The following is a 22064-nucleotide window of genomic DNA, read 5'->3' as shown; positions in this document are numbered from 1 at the left end:
ATGTCCCACCTCCCCGCCCGCCGCACCCGACCGGCCCGCCGCCGTACCGCTCTCGCTGCGGCCCTGACCGCCACCTTGGGCGCCGGCGTGCTCACCGCCGGCCTGCTCAGCCCCGCCTCGGCCGGGCCGCAGGGGAACTTCCCCGAGACCCTCGCCCTCCCGGACGGCTTCCAGCCCGAGGGCATCACGATCTCCGGCCGCTTCGCGTGGTTCGGCTCGCGCCTGGACGGTGACGTCTACCGCGCCGACCTGCGCACCGGTGAGGGGGAGCGGATCAGCGAGGGTCCGGGCACGGCCTCGGTCGGTCTCAAGGTCGACGACCAGGGCCGGCTCTTCATCGCCGGCGGCCCGGCCGGCACGGCCCGCGTCGTCGACGGCACCACGGGCGAGTTGCTCGCCGACTACACGCTGAACACCGGCGCGAGCTTCGTCAACGACGTGGTGCTCACCGAGGACGCCGCGTGGTTCACCGACTCCCAGGCTGCGGTGCTCCACGTCGTCCCGCTGGGCGAGGACGGTGCGCTGCCGACCCAGGCCGAGGTCCGCCAGGTCCCGCTGACCGGCGACTGGCAGCAGGTCGAGGGGTTCAACGCCAACGGCCTGACCCTCACCCCCGACGGTCGCGCCCTGCTGGTCGTGAACTCCACCAGCGGGCTGCTCTACCGCGTCGACCCGACCACCGGAGTCGCCACCGAGGTCGACCTGGGCGGTGCGTCCCTGACGAACGGCGACGGCATGCTCCTGCAGGGCCGCACGCTGTACGTCGTCCAGAACCGCGACAACGTCGTCACCGTCCTGCGGATGAAGCCGAACGGCCTGTCCGGGGAGCGGGTCGGTGGCATCACCCACAGCGACTTCGACGTGCCGACGACTGTCGCGCGCAAGGGCCAGCGGCTCTACCTGCCCAACGCCCGCTTCAGCACGCCGCCGACCCCCGAGACGACGTACGACGTCGTGAAGGTGTCCGCCAAGAGCGTGCGCTGAGACCCGCGGGTCCGCGCGTCCGTGGGGGGACGCGCGGGCCCGTGCCGGCCTCGCTCCGTCCACCGCAGCAGGGCGCCCACAGTCATCCCCCGGCCGGGACGAGGTCCCCGACCTCACCCCGGCGATCTTGATCGCCCGGTAAGACTGGTGATCATTCAACCACCCGTCATCGACTCGGGAGACGGATCCACATGGCCACGGAGCAGACCGCCGACCGGCACTCGCCGCGCACCGTCCGACGAGCGCTCGTGGCCCTCGGCACCGTGCTGACCTTGGGTGCCGTGCTGCTCGTGGAGCAGCGCAGCAGTGGGCCGGCGGGTGCCGAGGACATGAAGGACCGGCCCGGCGAGCGGTCCGGCGCCCGTGACGGTGGCACCGTGCGGGCCGGGGGCGCGGACGGAGGGCCGCGAGGTGCCGTGACGATCGCCCTGGCCGGCGACGTCCACCTCGAGGGCATCCTCGCCGGGCTCGACGACCAGTCCGGCTCGACGCTCGGCCCGATGTCGCGGGCGCTCTCGACCGCCGACGTCGCGGTGGTCAACCTCGAGAGCGCGATCAGCGACGGGTCGCTGCCGATGGCCTCCAAGGAGCTGGAGGACCCGGACAACCGCTACTGGTTCTCGGCCTCGCCGTCGGTGCTGGGGCTGATGGAGCGATCCGGCGTCGACGCGGTCAGCATAGCCAACAACCACGGCGCCGACTACGGCCGCGCCGGGCTGCGCGCGGCGCTCGCTGCCGCGGAGGGCTCCCCGGTCGGGTTGGTGGGGGTCGGTCGGACGCCGGAGGAGGCGTACGCGCCGTACCGCACCAGCGTCCGCGGCACCGACATCGCCGTCCTCGCTGCCGACGCCTCGCCCCGCGAGAGCGCCGAGCGCACCTGGGCCATCGGTCCCGGGACCGGCGTGGGCATGGCCGCGGCCCGCCGACCCGACGCCCCCGCGCTGCTCGCGGCCGTGCGCGACGCGGCCGCGCGCGACGACGTCGTGGTCGTCTACCTGCACTGGGGCGAGGAGCTCCAGGTCGCGCCCACCGCCGCCCAGCAGGCCCTCGCGGAGAGCCTCGCCGAGGCCGGTGCCGACGTGGTCGTCGGTGCGCACTCCCACGTCCTGCAGGGTGCGGGGATGCTCGGCGACACCTACGTCGGCTACGGGCTGGGCAACTTCGCCTGGTACCACGGTCGTCAGTCCGAGACCGGCGTCCTGCGCCTGACCGTCCGCGACGGCGAGGTCGTCCGCGACCAGTGGGTCCCCGGACGGATCCCGGTCGAGGGCGGCGTCCCGCAGCCGCTGGAGCGGGCCGAGCGCCCCGCCGCGGTCACCGCCTGGCGGGCGCTGGGCCCGGCTGCGGGCTTGGCCCCGCTCGACCGGCCGGAGCGGGAGCCGGACGGCCCGTCCGGCGAGAGCGACGGCGCCTCCGGCGAGCCGGCTGCTCCCGCCGTACCCGCGGAGTTCGTCGGGACCGTCCGCCCCCTCGGACCCGCTGTTCGCCAGCGGATGCTCGGCGTCAGCCACCGTCCCGCCGCGTGCCCGCTCGGCTGGAACGACCTGCGGCTACTGCGGCTGTCCTACGTCGGGTACGACGGGGTCGACCGCGTCGGCCGGATGGTCGTGGCCCGCGAGGTCGCCCAGGACGTCGTCGGGATCTTCCGCGACCTGCACGAGGCGCGGTTCCCGATCAGGCGGATGAAGCTCGTCGACGCCTACGGCGGTGACGACGACCGCTCCATGGCCGCCGACAACACCTCTGCCTACAACTGCCGCACCGTCGCCGGGTCCGACAACCTCTCCGACCACGCCTACGGCAAGGCGATCGACATCAACCCCGTGCGCAACCCGTACGTCCTCAGCAGCGGGATCCTCCCGCCCTCCGGCCGCGCGTACGCCGACGTCGACCGCTCACCCGGGGCCGACGCCGAGCCCGGGGTGATCGTGGCCGGTGACGTCGTCGTGCGGGCCTTCACCTCCCGCGGCTGGGAGTGGGGCGCGAGCTTCGCCGACTACCAGCACTTCAGCACCGACTGACCCCTCGGCCAGGAACTGCCGGCGTCGGCCGCGCGGGTCCGGCCCGAGGCTGGGGTCGAGGTGTGAGCCGTGGCCGGGGTCGAGGTGTGGGTTGAGGCCCCAGGACGCGCGGTGGCGCGCCACCAGGCCTCGACCCACACCTCGACCCGCACCTCGACAGGTCCACCGGGACCCGGGCTTCAGCCCAGGTGCGTGATCGAGTCGTCCGGGGTGCGGTCGAGCGCGCGAGCGATGACCATGCGCTGGATCTGGTTGGTGCCCTCGAAGATCTGCATGACCTTGGCCTCGCGCATGTAGCGCTCGACGGGGAAGTCGCGGGTGTAGCCGTAGCCGCCGAGCACCTGCACCGCGTCGGTGGTCACCTTCATCGCGTGGTCGGTGGCGACGAGCTTGGCGATCGAGGCCTCGCGACCGTAGGGCAGGCCGGCGTCCTTGAGGCGCGCGGCGTGGAGCGTGGCGGCGCGGGCGGTCTGGATCGCGGCCTCCATGTCGGCGAGCAGGAACCCGAGGCCCTGGTGGTCGAGGATCCGCTGCCCGAAGGCCTCGCGCTCCCGGGCGTAGGCGAGGGCGTGGTCGAGGGCGCCCTGGGCCAGCCCGGTCGCGACGGCGGCGATGCCGAGGCGGCCCGCGTCCAGGCCGGCCAGGGCGATCTTGAGGCCCTCGCCGCGCTCGCCGACGAGGTGGTCGGCCGGCACGCGGGCGCCGTCGAGGCGCATGGTGGCGGTGGCCGAGCCGGTGAGGCCCATCTTCTTCTCGGGGGCGTCGGCGGACAGGCCGGGGGTGTCGGCCGGGACCAGGAAGCAGGAGATGTCGCCCTTGGCCTCGCCGGTGCGCGCCATGACGGTGTAGAAGTCCGCGTGCCCGCCGTGGGTGGTCCAGGCCTTCGCGCCCGTGAGCACCCATTCGTCGCCCTCCAGCACCGCCCGCGTGCGCATCGCGGCGGGGTCGGAGCCGGCGTGCGGCTCGGAGAGGCAGTACGCCCCGAGCAGGTCGCCGGCGAGGAACTCCGGCAGCCACCGGGCCTGCTGCTCCGGCGTACCGCGGGTCACCAGGGCGAAGCAGGACAGGGCGTGCACCGACGTCCCGACCCCGACCGAGGCCCAGACCGAGCCGATCTCCTCCAGCACCTGGAGGTAGACCTCGTAGGGGACGCCGCCGCCGCCGAGCTCCTCCGCGTAGGGCAGGCCGAGCAGGCCGGCCTTGCCGAGCGTGCGGAAGGCGTCGCGCGGGAAGACCTCGTCACGCTCGGCGGCGGCCACGAGGGGGCCGAGCTCGACGGTCATGAGCTCGCGGGTGAGGCGGAGCAGGTCGGCGTGCTCCTCGGTGTCGAGGACGCGGCGGGCAGGCATGGGTGGCTCCAGCGGGTCGGTCGGCGGGGTCGGTGGTCGATCGGGGTGGCGCGGGTGCAGGGTCGCTGCGCCACCACGATACGACCGGGTGCGAGGCGTCCCTCGGGCGTACGGACGCGACGCCTCGAGGGTTCGGAAGTGACGCCTCGGGGGTTCGGAAGTGACGGCTCGGGGGTTCGGAAGTGACGGCTCGGCGGTGGGGAGGGTCAGGCGTCGGCGTCCATCGCGGCCACGAACTCCTTCTTCACCGCGCGCCAGGCCTCGTCGGTCATGGTGCGCCGCCAGTACGGCGAGCAGGACATGTCCGCGCGGGCCAGGCCGCGCTCGGTGAGCAGGTGACGGCGGATCGCCCGGATCTCGTCGGCCTCCCCGTGCACGAAGGCGTGGACCCGTCCGGCGGGGAAGTCGAGCGCCTCGACCGCGTCGGGGAGCGGCGTCGGCCGGTCAGGGGAGCGGTGCAGCCACAGCAGGTCGACCTCTGCCGCGGACTCGAGCGGCACCTCGTGCTCCGGCCCGTCGCAGACCAGCCGCACGACCGCACGACCGCCCGCTGGCAGCGCCTCGAGGGCCGCGGCGATCGCGGGGAGCGCCGACTCGTCGCCCACCAGCAGGTGCCAGTCGGCCGCGGGGTCGGGGCGGTACCCGGCGCTGGGGCCGGTCATCACGAGCACGTCCCCGGGCCGAGCGGCCCGGGCCCACGGGCCGGCCGCGCCCTGGTCGCCGTGCACCACGACGTCGAGGGTCAGCTCGCGCGCGGCCTCGTCCCACCGCCGTACGGTGTAGCGCCGCCGCGCGGGCCACTCCTCTCGTGGCCGGGTCGCCTTCACCTCGTCGGGGTCGAAGACCGGGCCGTACGTCGCGCCGGCCGGAGGGATCGCCACGTTGACGTAGGAGTCGGTGCCGTCGGCCGCCCGGAAGTCGTCCAGCCCCGGGCCACCGAGCACCAGTCGCACGAGGGCCGGGGTGAGCTGCTGGGTGCGGAGCACCTCGCCGTGCATGGGACCTCCGAGGAGTGGGCGTGGTCGGGCTCCCGCGAGGCTAGCCCCCGCGCCGGCAGCCCCGGTCGCCGGCGCCGCTGGTCGAGGTGCCAGCGCCCCCTCCCGCTGGTCGAGGTGCGAGCGCAGCGAGCCACGAGACCCGAGAGGGTGAGGTGGGCGGCGCCGGACGGGGAACACCGTGCCGAGATCGGGCGCACCTGCGTCCGACAGGAGGAGGAGTCTCGTGAACACTCGCACCATCGCCATCGTGGCCCTGATCATCGCCGTCATCGTCCTGGTGCTGCTCCTGCGCTGATGCTCACTCGGCGCCCGTTCGACGGTGACTCGGCACTGGTTCGAGCGTGACTCGGCGCTGATTCGAGTGCTCGCCGCCGCGGCCGCGGCTCAGACCCGCCCGCGGCGCGCGAGTGCCTCGGCAGCGGCCACGGCGTCGGCGGCCGCGGTGGGGTCGACGGCCGCATCCGCCGGCACCAGCCCGCCGAGCAGGGCTGCCGGCCGGGTCAGCCAGCCCCACACCCGCCACGGGTCCACCCCGGCTGCCAGCAGGGGCGACAACACCCCCGCCAGCTCGGGTCGGGGCTCACCCGACGCGTCCAGCTGGAAGGCCGGCACCAGCAGCGCCAGCTCGGTCGGTACGCCGAGGAGCCGGTGCTCGGAGACGGCGCGGGTGACCGCGAAGCGGGTCGCGTCCACGCTCGCCCCGCGCAGCTCGGCCAGGGTGTCGTAGGTGAACCACTCGGAGTCGAGCAGCTCCCGGCGTACCCGCGCCAGGTGCGCTGCCTGCACCAGCGGCACCGGCACCGCGTGCTGCGGCTCCTCGCCGTGCGAGCGCAGCAACCGCTCGACCTGGAGCAGCCGGTCCTCGTCGAGCTCCTCGCCCGTGCCGATGTCGACCCACCGCGCGTCGCCCGCGTCGTCGCGCTCGAGCCGGAGCATCCCCGACTCCTCGAGGTGCTCGACCAGCCCCAGCGAGGCCAGCCAGGTCGCGAGCCGCTCGGCTGTCTTCTCGTGGTCCACGAGGTAGAGCGTGCCGGACGAGGGGTACTCCGAACGATTTTTCACCCTCAGCTCGAGCTGAGGGTGAAAAGAAGTGCGGAGCATTCCGGCTCCCCGCCCGAAGAGGAGCGGTGCGCGGCCGGGCCGTCCGGGGGTGGATGACGGCTCGACCGCGCACCGCGATCGGGGGTGGGTCGGTCAGGTCAGCGGAAGGCGCACCCGCTGGCGAGACCGGCCCTGCGGAAGACCATCGCCGCGGGGCAGAAGCCCGTGACGCTGGACTGCAGCAGGTTGAGGCCGACGAACGCGGTGAGCAGCAGCCACCACGGCGAGACCAGGGCGGCCAGCAGGGCGCTGACCAGGGTCATGGTGCCCGCCAGGGCGAGGACGGCGCGATCGAGGTTCATGTCAGGACTGCCTTTCGGAGGAGAGCGGTGAGCCGGGGCTCAGTCGTGGGCGAAGGAGATGGTGGGTAGCACCCGGCGCAGCCAGGCCGGGGACCACCAGGCGGCGTCGCCGGTGAGGCGCAGCAGCACGGGCAGCAGGACGAGCCGCACCAGGAAGGCGTCGAGCAGGACGGCGACGCCGAGCACGATGCCCATCTCCTTCGGCGGGATCGGGCCGGACAGGGCGAAGGTGAAGAACACCGCCACCATGACCGCGCCGGCGGCGAAGATCACCCGGCCGGAGTGGGCCAGCGAGCCGACCATCGCCTCCTTGGCGTCACCCGAGCGCTCGTGGTGCTCCTTGGCCGAGGCCAGCAGGAAGACGGTGTAGTCCATCGCGATCGCGAAGATCATCGCGAAGAAGAACACCGGCGCCCACGCGTCCAGGAAGCCCTGGGACTCGAAGCCCAGCAGGTCCGCGCCGTAGCCCTCCTGGAAGATGAGCCGTGCGACACCGAAGGCGGCGGCGGTCGAGAGCAGGCTCACCAGCGTGCCCAGCAGCGAGATGAGCGGGGCCTGCAGCGCGATCAGCAGCAGCAGGAAGCCCAGTGCCAGCACGACGCCGATGACGATCGGGGTGGACTCGTCGAGCTGCGTCTTCAGGTCGAGGTTCTCCACGGCGGCGCCGCCGAGCAGCGCCGAGGACGGCAGCTCCTCGCGCAGCCGGTCGACGGTCTCCCCGAGCTCGGGGTCGGACGGGTCGACGGTCGGCACGGCCTGCACCAGCACCAGGCCGGAGTCGTCGGTGGCGGGCATGGCAGGCAGTACGCCGGCGATGCCGCTGTCCTCGGAGAGGACCGCTGCGGTCTCCTCGGCCTGCCCCTCCTCGACGACCACGCCGATCGCACCCGGGGCACCTTCGCCGAGCTCGGACTGCACGACGTCGTACCCGATCCGCGCGGAGGCGTCCTCGGGCAGCACCTTGATCGAGGGCATGGCGGTGCTGAGGCCGAGCACGGGTGCGGCGAGCGCGAGCAGGACCAGCAGCGAGGCCAGGCCCCAGGTCCACGGGCGGGCCCAGAGGCGTTCGCCCCACGCCTCGAAGCGCTTCGAGCGGTGCTCACCGGAGCGCGACCAGGGCAGGGCGCCCTTGTTGATGCGGTGGTCGAGCCAGCCGAGCACGAGCGGCAGGAGGGTGAGCGTCGCCGCCAGCACGAAGACGACGCTGATCATGATCCCGCCGGCCATGGACCGGAAGGAGGGCGAGGGCACGAGCATCACGGCGGACAGCGAGACCAGCACGGTCAGGCCCGACAGGAGGACGGCCTTGCCGGCGGTGTCCATGGTCTGCGCGATGGCCGGCTCCACGCCGTGGGGCCCGGGGTGCGCGGCCCGGGCGGCGCGGTAGCGGACGACGATGAAGAGTGCGTAGTCGATGCCGAGCGCCAGGGCGAACATCATCGCGAAGTTCATCGCCCAGATGGAGACCGGCACCAGCTCGTTGATGAGCACCAGGGAGCCGGCGGAGGCCACGAGGCCGGCCAGGGTCAGCAGCAGCGGCAGCCCGGCGGCGACCAGCGCGCCGAAGGCGAGGACGAGGATGGCCAGGGTGACCGGCCACGACATCAGCTCGCTCGTGAGCATCGCCTCGAGGTTGGCCTCGTTGAAGTCGCTCCACAGCAGCGAGGACCCTGTGGGGGTCACCTTGACCGTGTCGGTGGAGAGGCCGGTGAGCTCGTCCTTGAGGTCGGTCGCGGCGCGCACCATGTCGTTGGTGTCGGCGCCGGCGCCGGCCAGGACCACGCCGGTGTCACCGTCCTGCGAGAGCGTGGCGCCGGGCTGCGGCGGCACGACCTGCGCGATCCGGTCGTCACCCTCGAGCACCTCGGTGACCGCGGCGACGACCTCGGCCCCCTCGCCCTCGGTGACCGGGCCCGACTCCGAGCGCACGACGACCTGGATCGCGGAGGAGGCGTTGCCGCCGAAGTGCTCGACGGCCAACTCGCGTGCCGCCACCGAGTCCGATCCGTCCGCCTGCCACCCGGCGCCGGAGAGGTCGTGCTCGACGCGCGGGGCGAAGACGCCCAGCCCGACGATGAGCAGGACCCACACGATCGAGACGGCGCGACGGTGGTCGAGCACCCAGGTGCCGAGCCGGCCGAGCGGGCCAGGGCCGTGGGGGATGCCGGACGGCTTCCCCGCGGTCCGCGCGGGCGCGTGGGGGGCGGTGCTTGTCATGGACTCTCCTCCTGGGAGCAGCTCTTGGCGAGAACCCCCCGGGGGGTTACGATGAGTACATGAAAGCAACCCCCATGGGGGTTACGCAAGTCCGAGGAGGAAGCATGGCCGGCTACACGCTCACCGCACGCTCGAAGCAGGGGTACGACGACACCGTCGCCCGGGTCCGCGAGCTGCTCGCCGACGCCGGTTTCGGCGTGCTCACCGAGATCGACCTCAAGGCGACGCTCAAGGCGAAGCTCGACGTCGACGTCACGCCCCAGGTGATCCTGGGGGCCTGCCGCCCGCAGCTGGCGCACCAGGCGCTGGCCGCCGACCCGTCCGTGGCGGCGCTGCTGCCGTGCAACGTGGTCGTCCGCGGTGACGGCGACGGCGCGGTCGTCGAGGCGTTCGACCCGCAGGTGATGATCTCGATGGCCGACGCCTCCGAGGCGGTCCGCCAGGTCGCCGAGGACGCCCGCGAGCGCCTGCTCGGCGTCATCGCCCGGGTCGAGGACGGATCCTGATGCAGCTCGAGGAGGCGGCCACCAAGCCGCTCGTGACGCGCATGAAGCGTGCCCACGGGCACCTGGCGACGGTGATCCGGATGCTGGAGGAGGGCTCGGACTGCGAGGACGTCCTCATGCAACTGGCCGCGGTCAACAAGGCGCTCTCGCGCGCGGGCTTCGCCCTCGTCGCCAGCGGCATGGAGCAGTGCCTGCTCGAGGGCGACGACCTCGACGGCAGCCAGCGGGCCCGGGTGGAGAAGCTCTTCCTGGCGCTGGCCTGAGTCCAGGGGCGGGCGCCGGACGCGGTAGCCCGTCCGGCGTACGCCGCACGCGTCAGCCGGTCGGCAGGCTGACGACGAACCGGGACTCGCGCCCCCGGGGCCCAGGCTCGTGGGACGGGTCGGGCGACCCGCTCAGCGCCCGGCTCACACCCTGGCGCTGTGACCGTTCTTCGAGTTGCCGTGCTCCGGCACAGTGGAGGGGATCGCGGGCCACCGCCCGCCCGAGCGAGGAGCGAACCGGATGAAGGCTGTGTGGAACGGCGAGGTCATCGCCGAGAGCGACGACACCGTGGTGGTCGAGGGCAACCACTACTTCCCGCGCTCGGCCCTGCGTGACGACGTGCTGGAGGCCTCCGACCACCACACCACCTGCGGGTGGAAGGGCCGGGCGTCGTACTACTCGCTCAGCGTCGGCGGCCAGCGCAACGCCGATGCGGTCTGGTACTACCCCGACCCGCTGCCAGGCGCCGAGCAGGTCGCGGACCGGGTCGCGTTCTGGAAGGGCGTGCAGGTCACCGACTGAGCGGGACCCGGCGCCCCGTAGGCTCCGCGCCATGGTGGCGAGCAGGTCCGCACGAGCCCGGAAGGCGAGCGCCGAGGCGGGCACGCTCGCCACGGTGAAGATCGACCTCGCCTCCGACGAGTCGTTCGCCTACCGGATCGACTGCACCACCTGCAGGGCCGCCGGCGGGCGCGGCCAGTGGTCGACGTACCGCCGCGGGGAGGACAACGGCTACCTCGCGGCCATGGACCGGTGGACCTTCCACCTCGTCGAGAAGCATCCCGACGAGCAGGCCCCGTGCCTGGCCTACCTCGCCGAGGCCCAGCAGCGGCTGCAGGAGCGTCGCGAGGCCCGGGAGGGCTGAGGGCGGCGTACGCCGCTGGCCGGGTCAGGCCTGGCTGCACTCCGCGCACAGCCCGAAGATCTCCACGGTGTGCGAGACGTCGGTGAAGCCGTGCTCCTCGGCAGCCGCGTGCGCCCACCGCTCCACGGCCGGACCGGTGAGCTCGACGGTGCGCCCACACTGCCGGCAGACCAGGTGGTGGTGGTGCTGCGGGCTGCACTGGCGGTAGAGCACCTCGCCCGCCTCGTTGCGGACGCTGTCGATCTCGGCGTCCTCGCTCAGCGTCTGCAACGTCCGGTAGACCGTCGACAACCCGACCGTCTCCCCGCGCGCCCGCAGCTGGGCGTGGATCTCCTGCGCGCTGGCCAGCGAGTCGAGCTCGCCCACGAGTTCGCGCACGAGCGCGCGCTGCCGCGTGGAGCGGCGTACGACGGTGCCGTCAGCGGAGGTCATGAGGGGAGTCTAGGGAGACTCACTCGTAGGTCTGCAGGGGCTCGTCGACGATCGCGACCGACTCTGCTGCGAGCACCACCTCGAAGGGCGGCTCGACTCCCGTGCCGGTGACGTGCGTGCCCGTGACCGCGACCCACTCGTCGCGCTCCGGTCGAGCGGCTGCGCGATGCAGTGCGCGTGCGGGGGGCGGCGCTCACCGCGCGGCCCGCCACGGCTCGACGTACCCGCGCTCGACCGCGCGGACCAGTCGTCGGGGGGCCAGGCAGGTCTCGCCCTCGACCTCGACGGGCACGAGGTGGGTGCCGCTCGCCTTCCACTGCGAGCGGCGGTGCCTGGTGTTGCTGCGAGAGGTACGGCGCTTGGGGACGGCCACGGTCTCTCCTCCTTCTGGTGTGGCGGTGGGTGCGGTGGGTACGGGTCAGGCGACGTCGCGGATGTCGCCCAGCCACGGCTCGAGGCCGTCCTCGGCGACGTCCCAGGTGCGTCGGTCGAGCAACGCCTCGGTGGGGGTGAGGAGGATGTCCTCGAAGGCCTCGGCGAGCCGATCGGGCACCCGATCGGACCCGTCGCGGAGGCCGGTGACGACGAGTCGGGTGACCGGCGTGCGACGTCCCCACAGCGTGTAGGCGCCGATGCTGAGGTGGCCGCCGGCGCCCGACCACTCGAGCAGGCTCCCCGGGCGGGTGGGCAACCAGAAGGAGCCGCGGGAGCGGAACGGGCCGCTCCCGAGCCGCTCGATCCGGTCGAGCAGCCGGTCGGGGTGGAAAGGTCGAGCGGAGCAGAGGTCGAGACGCCAGACGTGATCGTCCTCCAGTGCGGGCACCACGGTCTCGAGCTCGGGCGAGCACCAGGCGTGCGTGCGGGCCTGGTCGTGCCGCGACTGCAGGAGGGTCGCCACGTCGAGGGTGGTGGCGCCGGCGACGACGGGCGCGTCGGGCCGTGCCAGTGCGCGGACCAGGGAGTGCTCCTCCTCGGTGGCGCCACCCTCGCCGTCGAGCACGACCAGGTCGGCGGCCTCGACCTGGGCGCAGGCGACCTCGCCGACGCCCCGGTCGTCGCCGGGGTTGGTGTGCAGGTCCCGCTCGCGCAGCAGGTCGTCGCTGAGCAGGTCGCGCGCCACGTCCCGGGTGCCGACCGCAGCCAGGACCGCCGCGAGCCTCAGGTGCCGGGCCAGCCGGGAGTCGGTGCCGAGCACGTGGGCCAGCTGACCGGCCTCGGTGCCGATCGGCAGTCCGGAGACGATGCTGCTCCAGCGGCCGTCGCGGGCGAGTCGCTCGAGCGTGGGCAGGATGTCCTCGCGCAACGCGCAGCTCACGCACGCGTGCTCCAGCTGCACCTGCTCGCGCTCCAGCACGCCGGTGGCGTCGCTGACGGTGCGGGTGAGCACCTGGGAGTGCGGGTCGATGACGTGGCGCACCGCGACGGCGGTGGGCAGGTCCCAGGACAGGCTGAGCATGGTCGCGTCCATGGCGACCGGGTCGACCCCGGTCACGACGAGCAGCGGGGTCCTCACGCCCGGCTCCCGTAGCGACGCTGGAACTTCTCGACCCGGCCCTCGCTGTCGAGCGTGCGGGCGGTGCCCGTCCAGAAGGGGTGGCTGTCGCTCGAGACGTCGACGTCGACGACCGGGTAGGCGATGCCGTCGACGACGGTCTGCTCGCCGCCGCGGCGCGAGGCCAGGGTCGACCGGGTCAGGAACAGCCGCCCGGTGCTCCGGTCACGGAAGGCCACGGGGCCGTACTCGGGGTGGATGTCCTTCTTCACTCGTCCTCCTGCGACGACAGTCCATTGCTAATGAGAATCGTTCTCATTCCCAACTATGGCACAGTGGGGCCGCGCGGGTCGACCCGGCCCGCGTGCACCGACACGCAAGGAGCAACTGGATGAACCGCAAGGACCTGGTCGAGACCATCGCGCGGGAGGCCGACCTGAGCACGGCGCAGGCCGACGCAGCGCTGAAGGCGCTCGTCGACGGCGTCGTCGCCGCCGTCGCCGGTGGGGACAAGGTCGCCATCGCCGGTTTCGGGACCTTCGAGTCGCGCCAGCGCTCGGCCCGCACCGGCCGCAACCCGCAGACCGGCGAGACGATGGAGATCGCCGCCTCCGTGGCGCCGGCCTTCAAGCCCGCCGCCGGCTTCAAGCAGGCGGTCGCCGGCGCCTGAGGCGTCCCGGCTCGTGCGGCGTCCCGCTGTTTCGGGACGCCGCACCACGCCCGTGCCGTCGCCCCTACGATCGCCGGGCGCGCCACCGGGGTGCGCACGGACAGAGGTGGTCGTGGTGGCGGGACGGTTCGAGGGCAAGCGGGCACTGGTGACGGGCGCCTCCGGTGGGGTCGGGCGATCGACCGTCGAGCTGCTCGAGGAGGAGGGCGCCCGCGTCGTCGGCCTCGACCTCGCGGAGTCCGAGGGCGTCCTGGCCTGCGACGTCAGTGACGAGGCCTCGGTGCGCGCCGCCGTCGCGGAGGCCGTACGCCGGCTGGAGGGCCTCGACGTGGTCGTGAACGTGGCCGGGATCGACCGGTTCCGCCGTTTCGAGGACCTCGACGTGGCCACGTGGCAGCAGCACCTCGGGGTCAACCTCACCGGTCCGATGCTGGTCACCCACGCGGCGCTGCCGCACCTGCGCGAGTCGCGCGGCAACGTCGTGACCATCGCCTCGATCGCCGGGCTCCGCGCGCAGCCCTACCAGGCGGCGTACTGCGCCTCCAAGGCCGGCGTCGTCATGCTCATGAAGTCGCTGGCGCTCGAGCTGGCCGCCGACGGCATCCGCGTCAACACGATCTGCCCCGGAGGGGTGCAGACCGACCTGCCGACCAACGCCGCCGCCGAGCACCCCGACACCGACCTCGACTGGGGCCTGCTGATGGAGACCGCGGGCGCGCGCTACGGCTTCATGCCGCCGCGCGACATCGCCGACGCGGTCGCCTACCTCGCCTCCGACGCCGCCGCCTCGGTCACCGGCGCCGTGCTGTCGGTGGACCGCGGCACCGCCTGCTGAGCCTGGCCTCCGGCTGCGCCTCGCCTCACCTGCGGGGTCCGACCCCGGTGAGGTCGAGGGTGGTGGAGAGGGCCGGGTGGTCGGAGTGGACCTCGACCCGGCGGTGCTCGACGACCTCGCTGCCCGGCGGGTGGAAGAGGTACATCACCTCCTCCTTGGCGTAGCCGTGGCCGATCCGGCCCATGGCTGCCGCTGCGGTCCACTTGCCCTGGTGGGGGTGGGAGTTCATGTCGCCGCCCAGGAGCACCGGCCCGTGCTTGGCCAGCCGCTGGACGACGTCGACCACCCGGGCCATGCCCTGCTTCCAGCGCCGCTTGCGCGACGGCTTGTCCTTGCCCGGCTGCTCCGGGTAGACGACCGGGTTGGTCGGCATGTGCAGCGAGACCACCGACACCACGGCTCGGCTGGTCGTGCGGCCCAGCACCGCCCAGGTCACGTAGCGGTCCCAGACGAACTCCTCGCCCGCCCGGTAGCCGCGGTCGTCGTCGACGACCTTCACGCGCCCCGCGTCGAGCAGCTCCCAGCGCTTCGGGCGCCACATCACGACGTTGTTCATCGACTGGCTGCCGCCGCGGGTCGTGTCGCGCACCGGGTCGCGGTAGGCCTGGTAGGGCCCCGCGTGCTGCTCCAGCCAGCCCAGGTCCCGGGATCCGACCTCGTTGAGCAGCACGAAGTCCTGCCGGTCGGAGGTCAGCCGCCGCAGCGAGACGCGCATCTTCCGCTTGCTCGTGCGGTTCGGGATGTTCGCCACCGAGACCCGCACCCGCCCGTCGTGCTTGCGCCCGACCCGCGCGTCCACCTGCCCCATCCGGCCCAGCTCCAGGCCGGACCCGGCACGGCCCTGCTCGGCCGGCTCGGTGGCCGCGGTCGCCGCGGTCGGTACGGGGTCGACGCTGCTCGTCGGCACCGCCCCCGCCTGGGACAGCAGCAGGGCGGTCGCCACCAGGGCGCCGGTCAGCAGGCCGGTGGACGGTCGGGAGCGTGGGCGCCGGGACCGCGAGTTCTCGAGCACCCGACGACGGTACGCCGCGCGCCGCCGCCGTGGGAGTGGAGCGGTCGGGATGGCCCGGGTGGGGGCCGCTCCCCGTCCGGACGGACGACCCCGTTCGTCGAAACGCAGACCGAAAGGCTCTGGGAGCTCCCTTGGCGCCGGTCCTCAGGCTTAGCGACCTGCACGGCGGGGTGCTTCGGTCTGCGTTTCGACGAGCCCCGGACGCGGAACAGCCCCCGCCGTGACCGGCGGGGGCTGTCCGTGGTGCTCGTGGGCAGGGGCGGGGTCGAACCGCCGACCTATCACTTTTCAGGCGATCGCTCGTACCAACTGAGCTACCTGCCCGAGCGCCGGTCACCTTACCGCAGCCGTGTCGGCGCCCACGAATCGGTTCCCTCCCCGAACGGGTGGCCCACCCGGAGGGTGCCGGGTAGTCAGTCCGGGTCCATTCCCGGCCATCCCCGGCGTACGCCGTCACGCCGGCCGCACACTGCGCGCATGTCCCACAGCGGCCCCCGAGACCTCTCCGACCGCGAGCTCCGCGCGCTCGCCTTCGTCGACGAGCGCGAGCTCGTGCGCGACCTGGTCGCCCTGACCGAGGTGCCGAGCGTCTCGGGCAGCGACGCGGAGTGCGACGTGCAGCACCGCCTCGCCAAGCAGCTGCGCACGCTGGACCTCGACGTCGACCTGTGGCAGGTCGACCTGGACGCCACCACGGCGCACCCGGACTTCCCCGGCTGGGAGGCCTCACGGAGCGAGGCGTGGGGCCTGGTGGCGACCGCCCCCGGCTCCGAGGGAGAGGCGGGTCCTCCGGCGCTGGTCCTCCAGGGGCACGTCGACGTCGTCCCACCCGGCGACCTCGCCCAGTGGGACGGGGACCCCTTCACCGCCCGCGTCGCAGGCGGTCGGGTCCACGGCCGCGGCACCTGCGACATGAAGGCCGGGGTCGTGGCCAACCTCGCCGCGGCCCGCGCGGTGCTGGCCGCCGGCCTCGACCTGCCGCGCACCTTCGGCCTCCACCTCGTGGTCGGCGAGGAGGACGGCGGCCTCGGTGCCTTCGCGACCCTCCAGCGCGGCCACCGCGCGGACGCCTGCGTCATCACCGAGCCCACCAGCGGCACCCTCACCACCGCCAACGCCGGCGCGCTCACCTTCGAGATCGCCGTGGCGGGCCAGGCCACCCACGGCAGCACGGCGTACGCCGGGGTCAGCGCCTTCGACCGCTACCTCCCGCTCCACGCGGCGCTCGCCGGCCTCCAAGCGCGCCGCAACGAGCGGGTCGATCCGCTCATGGGCGAGTACCCCGTCGCCTACCCGCTCTCCGTCGGCCGGGTCACCTGCGGCGACTGGGCCAGCAGCGTGCCCGACCGGCTGGTCGCCGAGGGGCGCCTGGGGGTCGCCCTCGACGAGGACCCCGCCGACGCCCGCGCCGAGCTGGAGGAGGCCGTCGCCGAGGCGGCCGCCGCCGACCCGTGGCTGCGCGAGCACCCGCCGGTGGTCACGTGGCCCGGCGGCCAGTTCGCCAGCGGGCGGTACGACGGGGCCCACGGCCGCGCCCTGGCCCACCTCGTCTCCGCGGCCCACTCGGACGTGGTCGCGGGTCCGCCGCCGCGGGAGCGCGGAGCGCCGTACGGCAGCGACCTGCGCCTCTACTCCGCCGCGGGCATCCCCACGCTGCACTACGGCCCCGGCGACGTCCGGCTCGCCCACGGCCCGCGGGAGTCGGTCGAGGTCGCCGAGCTCGTCCGGGTCACCGAGACCCTCGTGCTCAGCCTGGTCCGCGCCTGCTCCTGAGAACCGCCGAGCCGTCACTTCCGAACCGCCGAGCCGTCACTTCCGAACCCCCGAGCCGTCAGTTTCGAGCGGTCGTGCGACGACCCGTCCTTCTGGCGGGTTCCGAAGTGACGACTCGAGGGTTCGAAAGTGACGGTTCGTGGGTTCCAAACCGACGGTTCGGCGATGCGGGTCAGGCGGGCGGGGGAGCGGTGCTGCCGCGGACGACCAGCGAGGTGGGCAGCACGGTGCGGACCGGGTCGGCGGGTGTCTCGCCGGGGCCGCCGCCACGCATGGCGTCGAGCAGCGCGGCCACGGCCAGCCGCCCCTTCTCGGTCACCGGCTGGCTGACGGTGGTCAGCGCGGGATGCACGGCGGTGGCGATCGAGGAGTCGTCGAAGCCCACCACCGACACGTCCTCGGGCACCTTGAGGCCGAGGGACTCCGCGGCCCGCATCGCCTGCGCGGCGTACCCGTCGGAGAAGCACAGCAGCGCCGTCGGTCGCTCCGCGGCGGGTCGGTCGAGCAGCCGCCGGGCAGCGTCGTACGCCGCCTCGACCGGCCGGAACGCCGCGAGCTCCTCCAGCGGATCGATCCCGGCCGCGCTGAGCGCCGAGCGCCAGCCGCGGTCGCGCTCGGCGGCGGGCGGGTTCCACGGGGCGTCGGGCGGGGTGGCTTCGGGCGCCTCCTCGGTCACGGGGTGCAGGTTGAGCAGCCCTACCCGACGGTGCCCGAGGTCCACGACGTGCTGGGCGGCGGCGCGGGCGCCGGCCCGGTCGTCGACGTTGATCGCCGGAGCGCCGGGCAGCGCCTCCTGGTCGACGGTCACCAGCGGCAGGTCGCGGCGGCGCAGCCAGGCCAGGTCGGTGGAGTCGGGCTCGCAGACGTAGACCAGCGCCCCGTCCATCGGCACGTCGCGGGCGGGCACGGTCTCCCCACCGACGCCGGCGGTGATGAGGGTGAGGGCCAGCCCGTGGTCGGACAGCGCGTCGGCGACCGCCACCAGGAACTCTGTCGCCACCGGGTCGGCCGCCTGCTCGCTCATCCGGCCGGTCAGCAGCAGCCCGACGGTGCCGGTGCGCCCGCGGGCCAGTGCCCGCGCCGCCGGGTCGGGACCGACGTACCCCAGCTCCTCGGCGACCGCGAGGATCCGCGCGCGCAGGTCGGCGGAGAGCTTCTCGGGGCGGGAGAAGGCGTTCGACACCGTCATCCGGCTCACCCCGACCTCGTCGGCGATCGACTGGAGCGTGACCTTCGGCATCGCCGGGCTCCTCGGGTCGACGGTGGGTGGGCTGGTCCCGATCATGCCCGAGGGGCTCACCGCGCGCGGGCCGACCCCGCCCGCCAGGTAGAGTTCGCCAGCACTGGCCCCCATCGTCTAGCGGCCCAGGACCCCGCCCTTTCACGGCGGTAGCACGGGTTCGAATCCCGTTGGGGGTGCCACGTGGTCACCGTGGGGCCAGGGCCCCCATCGTCCAGCGGGCGGGCCATCCAGGACCCCGCCCTTTCACGGCGGTGGCACGGGTTCGAATCCCGTTGGGGGTGCTGTCTTCTCGGCGCGCAGGACCATGGTCCCCCCACGAGGGCAGTGGGCGGGGACCATGGTCCCCCCACCACGGTGACCGGCGGCCCTGCCGCCCGGGCCGCGGGAGCCGGAGTCTGGTGGTGACCCAGCAACCACATCACCGCAAGGAGGAGATGACGATGAGCGTCATCCACCGCCACCACCAGATCACCGCCGAGGGTGTGACCACGTCGGAGACCGAGGAGGTCCGCAGCGTCGGGTTCGCCCGTGCTCTCGCGACGCTCCGCATCGCCTTCGGGATCACCTTCCTGTGGGCCTTCCTCGACAAGACCTTCGCCCTGGGCTTCGGCACCGGCGCCCAGTTCGCCGAGGACGGCTCCCGCGCCGGCATCGACGTCATGGCCCAGGACGCCGCCTGGCTCAACGGCGGCAGCCCCACCGAGGGCTTCCTGACCTTCGGCGTCCCCGTCGACAACCCCTTCCACGGGTTCTTCACCTCCCTCGCCGGCCAGGCCTGGGTCGACTGGATCTTCATGGCCGGCCTCCTGGGCATCGGCGTGACCCTCCTCCTGGGGGTCGGGATGCGGATCGGCGCGGCGGCAGGCGCCCTCATGTACGCCTTCATGTACGCCGCGGTCCTCCCGCTGGAGAACAACCCGGTCGTCGACGACCACCTCGTGGGTGTGATCGTCATGGTCGTGCTCGGCCTCAGCGCGGCCGGCAGCACGTGGGGGCTGGGTCGCTGGTGGAAGAGCACGGGGATCGTGCAGAAGTTCCCGGTCCTGCGCTGAACACCACGCCCTCACCGGACCCGACGCCCTCCAGGCGTCGGGTCCTCTGACGTCAGCGCTCGGCCTCGCCCACGCGCTCCTCCCCGGCCCCGACCTCGACGGCGGGGGATCGCTGCATCCGCAGCCCGGTCGCCGCGGCGGCCCGGCGGTAGGCATCGAGCGCCAGCGCGGCCTGACCGACCTGCTCGAGCTGGGCGCCCAGGTCGAACCACAGCTGCGCGGCCTGCCGGTCCGCCCCCACCGCGCTGAGCCGCATCACCGCCTGTTGGAACCCGGTCCGCGCGGCCGCCACGTGCCCGCGGGCCAGGGCGACCTCGCCGAGCTGCAGGTGCGCCTCGGCGGCGAGCAGCGGCGCCTCCTCGCCGACCTGCTCCAGCACGTCCTCCACGAGCCGCTGGGACTCGCTCGCGCGTCCGAGGAGCAGCGCCGCGCGCGCCTGCCCGAGCCGGTTTGCGGCCAGGTCGAGCACGCCCGCGTCGGTGGCGAGCAGCGCCTCCTCCGCCGTCCGCAGCTGCTCCCACGCCTCCTGGGGCGCAGGCGGGTCGAGCCGCAGCTGCAGCAGGCCGAGCTGGCTGCGCAGCCGGGCCAGGTTGCGTCCGCCAGGGCCCTCCTCGAGCAGCCGCAGCGCCCGCTGGGCCAGCGGCAACGCCTGGGCGGGGCGGCCGCGCAGGGACTCGATGATCGAGGCGTTCCAGTACGCCGCGGCACGGGCCCGAGGGGACTCCAGCCTCTCCGCGAGCTCCACGGCGCGTCGGCAGGTGCGCGCCGCGTGGGCGACGTCGCCGCGCTCGACGTGCGCGGCGGCGACGGTGACGGTGAGGGCCACGGCCTCGTCGCTGCCCCCGAGCTCCAGGTCGGCCAGGACGTCCGCGGCGCGCTCGCCGACCTCGACGGCCCGGGCGAGGTCGCCGGACTCGCGGTAGCACCGGCTCAGTGCCGTCATCACCTCGAGCCACCGCAGGTCGGTGGCGCCGGAGGACACGAGGTCCTCGAGCAGCAGGATCGCGCCGTCCAGGTCGCCGCTCACCTCGCGCAGCCGGGCCCGCAGCCACGTCGCCTCCCGACGTAGGTCGACGAGCGCGTCGTCCGGGAGGGCGGCGAGCTCCTCGTCGACCCCGACGAGCTGCTCGGCGGCCCGCTCCGGCTCGCCGGTGGTGAGGCTCAGCTCGACCCAGGAGAGCAGGGTCCGCAGCTCGGGCTCCTGCTCGCGGGTGACGCCGGTCAGCAGCTGCTCGACGCTGGTGCCGAGCCGCCCCGCGAGCGCCGCCAGGAGAGCCGGGTCGGGGCGGCGCTGACCGGCCTCGATCCGGGAGACGTACGCCGTGGACATCTCGCTCCCGGCCGCCTCGGCCTGGGTGAGACCGGCGCGCAGCCGGGCCGCGCGCACGCGCGGGCCGAGGACGGCGGGGTCCACGGTGCGGCAGGCGGCGAGCAGGTCGGGTTCCACCTCTCGATGATGGCGCACGCGCGGTACCGGCGGTGGTCACGGCGACGGTCCCCGGCCCTCGCGGGCCGTCCCCGGACGGGGCGGTGGCACGCGAATTGGGTGCCGTGGTGGGCATGGGTTAGAGTTCCGACGCTTCCTCGGTGCGAGCCGCAGGAGCGCACCACCGCTTCATCTTGCAGCACCACGAGGCCCCGTAGCGCAGTTGGTTAGCGCGCCGCCCTGTCACGGCGGAGGCCGCGGGTTCGAGTCCCGTCGGGGTCGCCACACAGGCGAGAGCCCCGGACCACCAGGTCCGGGGCTCTCGTGCTTCCCGGGCCGGCTCGCCCCGGCCCGCCGCCCGCCGGGCTGGCACGATGGACCCGTGCCGATCGAGATGGACCGCGACCGCTTCGAGGCGCTCGTCGACGAGGCCCTCGACGCCATCCCCGACGAGCTCGCCTCGCTGGTGCACAACCTGGTTGTCCTGGTGGAGGACGAACCGCCCGAGCACGAGCCCGCCGACCTGCTCGGTCTCTACGACGGGGTCGCGCTCACCCACCGCGACTCGTTCTCCCCGACGATCCTGCCCGACCGGGTCTTCGTCTTCCGCAACCCGCTGCTGGACATGTGCAGCAGCGAGGAGGAGCTGGTGCGCGAGGTCGGGATCACCGTCGTGCACGAGATCGCGCACCACTTCGGCATCAGTGACGCCCGGCTGCACGACCTCGGCTACGCCTGAGCAGCGAGACCGGCCGTCAGGCGAGCCACGAGCCCGCCACGAACCCCACCGCGCACGCCCCCAGTGCGAGCACCAGCGTCGTGGTGACGTAGGCAGACCCCGCCCGCCGTCCCAGGCCGTGGGTCTGGAGGGCGAGGGTCGACCAGGTGGTCAGCGCGCCGGCGAGCCCGGTGCCGAGCAGGGCGAGCAGGTGCCCGCCGAGCGCGAGCCCGGACAGCACCCCGAGCAGGAGGGAGCCCGCGGTGTTGGCGACCAGCGTCCCGACCGGTCGGCCAGGTGCGTCCCACCGGCGCCACAGCCAGTACCGCAACGGCGCCCCCACGGCCGCGCCCAGCGCCACGAGACCGGCCGTCGCGAGCGTGCTCACCGCGACCTCCTCGCTCCCGGGCCCGACGTGAAGGCTGCGGCCAGGGAGACGGCCAGGGAGACGGCCAGCAGGCAGGCGCCGAGCGTGCCCACGACGTACGCCGCGGCCAGCCCCGGGTGGCCGTCGGCGACCAGGGCCCGCGCCTCCTCGGCGTACGCCGACAGCGTGGTGAACCCGCCGAGCAGGCCGGGTCCGAGCGCGACCAGCAGCAGGGCGCGGTCGCGCACCGCCGGCAGGGCGGGGAGCAGGGCGAGGGCGAAGCAGCCCGCGACGTTGATCGCCAGCGTCGCCCACGGGAAGCCCTGGTCCTCGGGGGCGAGACCGGACAGCGACCAGCGGGCCAGCGCCCCGGCGGCGCCGCCGACCGCGACGGCCAGCAGCTCTCGACGCACCCGTGGAGGCTAGCGGTCGGGGAT

At 73.9% G+C, this 22064-nt stretch carries 25 protein-coding genes and 4 tRNA genes; 14 read left to right on the top strand and 15 right to left on the bottom strand.

Annotated features, from left to right (window positions below; all coding sequences use genetic code 11):
• Both Q1V71_RS13400 and Q1V71_RS13395 read left to right on the top strand, forming a co-directional pair.
• Positions 1-984, top strand: coding sequence for a superoxide dismutase (locus Q1V71_RS13400; protein WP_300644339.1), 984 nt, complete (start codon positions 1-3; stop codon positions 982-984).
• Positions 985-1175: 191 nt separating this feature from the next.
• A complete protein-coding gene (locus tag Q1V71_RS13395) occupies positions 1176-3005 on the top strand; it encodes a CapA family protein (protein WP_300644338.1) in 1830 nt (609 codons plus the stop codon).
• Positions 3006-3184: 179 nt separating this feature from the next.
• On the opposite strand, the gene Q1V71_RS13390 is transcribed toward Q1V71_RS13395, so the two are convergent.
• The 5 genes from Q1V71_RS13390 to Q1V71_RS13370 form a co-directional block, all read right to left on the bottom strand.
• The gene (locus tag Q1V71_RS13390) at positions 3185-4354 is read right to left on the bottom strand and encodes an acyl-CoA dehydrogenase family protein (RefSeq protein ID WP_300644337.1); all 1170 of its coding nucleotides are present in this window, start codon (positions 4352-4354) and stop codon (positions 3185-3187) included.
• A gap of 206 nt (positions 4355-4560) precedes the next feature.
• Positions 4561-5352, bottom strand: a complete 792-nt coding sequence (locus tag Q1V71_RS13385) for a siderophore-interacting protein (RefSeq protein WP_300644336.1) — start codon at positions 5350-5352, stop codon at positions 4561-4563.
• 384 nt (positions 5353-5736) lie between these two features.
• Positions 5737-6369 carry a hypothetical protein gene (locus Q1V71_RS13380; RefSeq protein WP_300644334.1) on the bottom strand — a complete coding sequence of 211 codons (633 nt, stop codon included), beginning with the start codon at positions 6367-6369 and terminating at the stop codon, positions 5737-5739.
• A 182-nt stretch (positions 6370-6551) separates the two neighbouring features.
• Positions 6552-6755 (bottom strand): DUF2892 domain-containing protein, encoded by a 204-nt coding sequence (locus Q1V71_RS13375; protein ID WP_300644333.1) that lies wholly within the window; start codon positions 6753-6755, stop codon positions 6552-6554.
• Between the two features lie 39 nt (positions 6756-6794).
• Entirely contained in the window at positions 6795-8972 is a 2178-nt protein-coding gene (locus tag Q1V71_RS13370; protein ID WP_300644331.1) for an MMPL family transporter, read from the bottom strand.
• A 104-nt stretch (positions 8973-9076) separates the two neighbouring features.
• On the opposite strand from Q1V71_RS13370, the gene Q1V71_RS13365 reads away from it, so the two are divergent.
• The 4 genes from Q1V71_RS13365 (at position 9077) to Q1V71_RS13350 (ending at position 10607) form a co-directional block, all read left to right on the top strand.
• On the top strand, positions 9077-9478 hold the full coding sequence (locus Q1V71_RS13365; protein ID WP_300644329.1) for a DUF302 domain-containing protein: 402 nt from the start codon (positions 9077-9079) through the stop codon (positions 9476-9478).
• The gene (locus Q1V71_RS13360) at positions 9478-9741 is read left to right on the top strand and encodes a metal-sensitive transcriptional regulator (protein ID WP_300644328.1); all 264 of its coding nucleotides are present in this window, start codon (positions 9478-9480) and stop codon (positions 9739-9741) included. Before Q1V71_RS13365 ends, Q1V71_RS13360 begins: the two co-directional genes overlap by 1 nt.
• Before the next feature lie 241 nt (positions 9742-9982).
• Positions 9983-10264: a DUF427 domain-containing protein gene (locus tag Q1V71_RS13355; RefSeq protein ID WP_300644326.1), complete on the top strand. Its 282-nt coding sequence runs from the start codon at positions 9983-9985 to the stop codon at positions 10262-10264.
• A 31-nt stretch (positions 10265-10295) separates the two neighbouring features.
• On the top strand, positions 10296-10607 hold the full coding sequence (locus Q1V71_RS13350) for a hypothetical protein (RefSeq protein WP_300644325.1): 312 nt from the start codon (positions 10296-10298) through the stop codon (positions 10605-10607).
• Positions 10608-10631: 24 nt separating this feature from the next.
• Here the strand turns inward: Q1V71_RS13350 and Q1V71_RS13345 are convergent, their stop codons facing one another.
• The 4 genes from Q1V71_RS13345 to Q1V71_RS13330 all read right to left on the bottom strand — a co-directional run bounded on the left by Q1V71_RS13345 (position 10632) and on the right by Q1V71_RS13330 (position 12803).
• Complete coding sequence (locus tag Q1V71_RS13345) at positions 10632-11039, bottom strand: Fur family transcriptional regulator (protein ID WP_300644324.1); 408 nt, start codon at positions 11037-11039, stop codon at positions 10632-10634.
• Positions 11040-11232: 193 nt separating this feature from the next.
• Positions 11233-11412 carry a 50S ribosomal protein L32 gene (gene rpmF, locus Q1V71_RS13340; protein ID WP_300644323.1) on the bottom strand — a complete coding sequence of 60 codons (180 nt, stop codon included), beginning with the start codon at positions 11410-11412 and terminating at the stop codon, positions 11233-11235.
• Positions 11413-11457: 45 nt separating this feature from the next.
• A complete protein-coding gene (locus Q1V71_RS13335) occupies positions 11458-12552 on the bottom strand; it encodes a GTP-binding protein (RefSeq protein WP_300644321.1) in 1095 nt (364 codons plus the stop codon).
• Positions 12549-12803, bottom strand: a complete 255-nt coding sequence (locus Q1V71_RS13330) for a type B 50S ribosomal protein L31 (protein WP_300644319.1) — start codon at positions 12801-12803, stop codon at positions 12549-12551. Before Q1V71_RS13330 ends, Q1V71_RS13335 begins: the two co-directional genes overlap by 4 nt.
• A 119-nt stretch (positions 12804-12922) precedes the next feature.
• Between Q1V71_RS13330 and Q1V71_RS13325 the strand changes: the two genes are divergently transcribed.
• Together Q1V71_RS13325 and Q1V71_RS13320 are read left to right on the top strand one after the other, a co-directional pair.
• Positions 12923-13201, top strand: a complete 279-nt coding sequence (locus Q1V71_RS13325; protein WP_300644317.1) for an HU family DNA-binding protein — start codon at positions 12923-12925, stop codon at positions 13199-13201.
• A 115-nt stretch (positions 13202-13316) separates the two neighbouring features.
• Positions 13317-14036, top strand: a complete 720-nt coding sequence (locus Q1V71_RS13320; RefSeq protein WP_300644316.1) for an SDR family NAD(P)-dependent oxidoreductase — start codon at positions 13317-13319, stop codon at positions 14034-14036.
• A gap of 25 nt (positions 14037-14061) precedes the next feature.
• Here the strand turns inward: Q1V71_RS13320 and Q1V71_RS13315 are convergent, their stop codons facing one another.
• A complete protein-coding gene (locus Q1V71_RS13315; RefSeq protein WP_300644314.1) occupies positions 14062-15048 on the bottom strand; it encodes an endonuclease/exonuclease/phosphatase family protein in 987 nt (328 codons plus the stop codon).
• Positions 15049-15298: 250 nt separating this feature from the next.
• Positions 15299-15372: transfer RNA gene (locus Q1V71_RS13310), tRNA-Phe, on the bottom strand.
• 153 nt (positions 15373-15525) lie between these two features.
• Between Q1V71_RS13310 and Q1V71_RS13305 the strand changes: the two genes are divergently transcribed.
• A complete protein-coding gene (locus Q1V71_RS13305) occupies positions 15526-16821 on the top strand; it encodes an ArgE/DapE family deacylase (RefSeq protein ID WP_300644312.1) in 1296 nt (431 codons plus the stop codon).
• 172 nt (positions 16822-16993) lie between these two features.
• On the opposite strand, the gene Q1V71_RS13300 is transcribed toward Q1V71_RS13305, so the two are convergent.
• Positions 16994-18061 carry a LacI family DNA-binding transcriptional regulator gene (locus Q1V71_RS13300; protein ID WP_300644311.1) on the bottom strand — a complete coding sequence of 356 codons (1068 nt, stop codon included), beginning with the start codon at positions 18059-18061 and terminating at the stop codon, positions 16994-16996.
• 106 nt (positions 18062-18167) lie between these two features.
• On the opposite strand from Q1V71_RS13300, the gene Q1V71_RS13295 reads away from it, so the two are divergent.
• The 3 genes from Q1V71_RS13295 to Q1V71_RS13285 all read left to right on the top strand — a co-directional run bounded on the left by Q1V71_RS13295 (position 18168) and on the right by Q1V71_RS13285 (position 19116).
• Positions 18168-18243 (top strand) — tRNA-Glu (locus Q1V71_RS13295).
• A gap of 21 nt (positions 18244-18264) precedes the next feature.
• Positions 18265-18345 (top strand) — tRNA-Glu (locus Q1V71_RS13290).
• A 159-nt stretch (positions 18346-18504) separates the two neighbouring features.
• Complete coding sequence (locus Q1V71_RS13285) at positions 18505-19116, top strand: hypothetical protein (RefSeq protein ID WP_300644309.1); 612 nt, start codon at positions 18505-18507, stop codon at positions 19114-19116.
• Positions 19117-19168: 52 nt separating this feature from the next.
• Here Q1V71_RS13285 and Q1V71_RS13280 read toward each other — a convergent pair whose 3' ends face one another.
• Positions 19169-20563, bottom strand: a complete 1395-nt coding sequence (locus Q1V71_RS13280) for a helix-turn-helix domain-containing protein (protein ID WP_300644307.1) — start codon at positions 20561-20563, stop codon at positions 19169-19171.
• Positions 20564-20750: 187 nt separating this feature from the next.
• On the opposite strand from Q1V71_RS13280, the gene Q1V71_RS13275 reads away from it, so the two are divergent.
• Both Q1V71_RS13275 and Q1V71_RS13270 read left to right on the top strand, forming a co-directional pair.
• Positions 20751-20827: transfer RNA gene (locus Q1V71_RS13275), tRNA-Asp, on the top strand.
• 97 nt (positions 20828-20924) lie between these two features.
• Entirely contained in the window at positions 20925-21281 is a 357-nt protein-coding gene (locus tag Q1V71_RS13270; protein WP_300644306.1) for a metallopeptidase family protein, read from the top strand.
• Positions 21282-21297: 16 nt separating this feature from the next.
• On the opposite strand, the gene Q1V71_RS13265 is transcribed toward Q1V71_RS13270, so the two are convergent.
• Together Q1V71_RS13265 and Q1V71_RS13260 are read right to left on the bottom strand one after the other, a co-directional pair.
• Positions 21298-21648, bottom strand: a complete 351-nt coding sequence (locus Q1V71_RS13265; protein ID WP_300644305.1) for a CrcB family protein — start codon at positions 21646-21648, stop codon at positions 21298-21300.
• Entirely contained in the window at positions 21645-22040 is a 396-nt protein-coding gene (locus tag Q1V71_RS13260) for a CrcB family protein (RefSeq protein WP_300644304.1), read from the bottom strand. The genes Q1V71_RS13265 and Q1V71_RS13260 overlap by 4 nt, the downstream gene beginning before the upstream one ends.
• Positions 22041-22064 lie beyond the last annotated feature (24 nt).

The sequence above is a fragment of the Nocardioides sp. genome (assembly GCF_030149505.1).
In the GTDB taxonomy this organism is placed as follows: domain Bacteria; phylum Actinomycetota; class Actinomycetes; order Propionibacteriales; family Nocardioidaceae; genus Nocardioides.
This window is presented reverse-complemented; position numbering and strand designations above follow the sequence as displayed.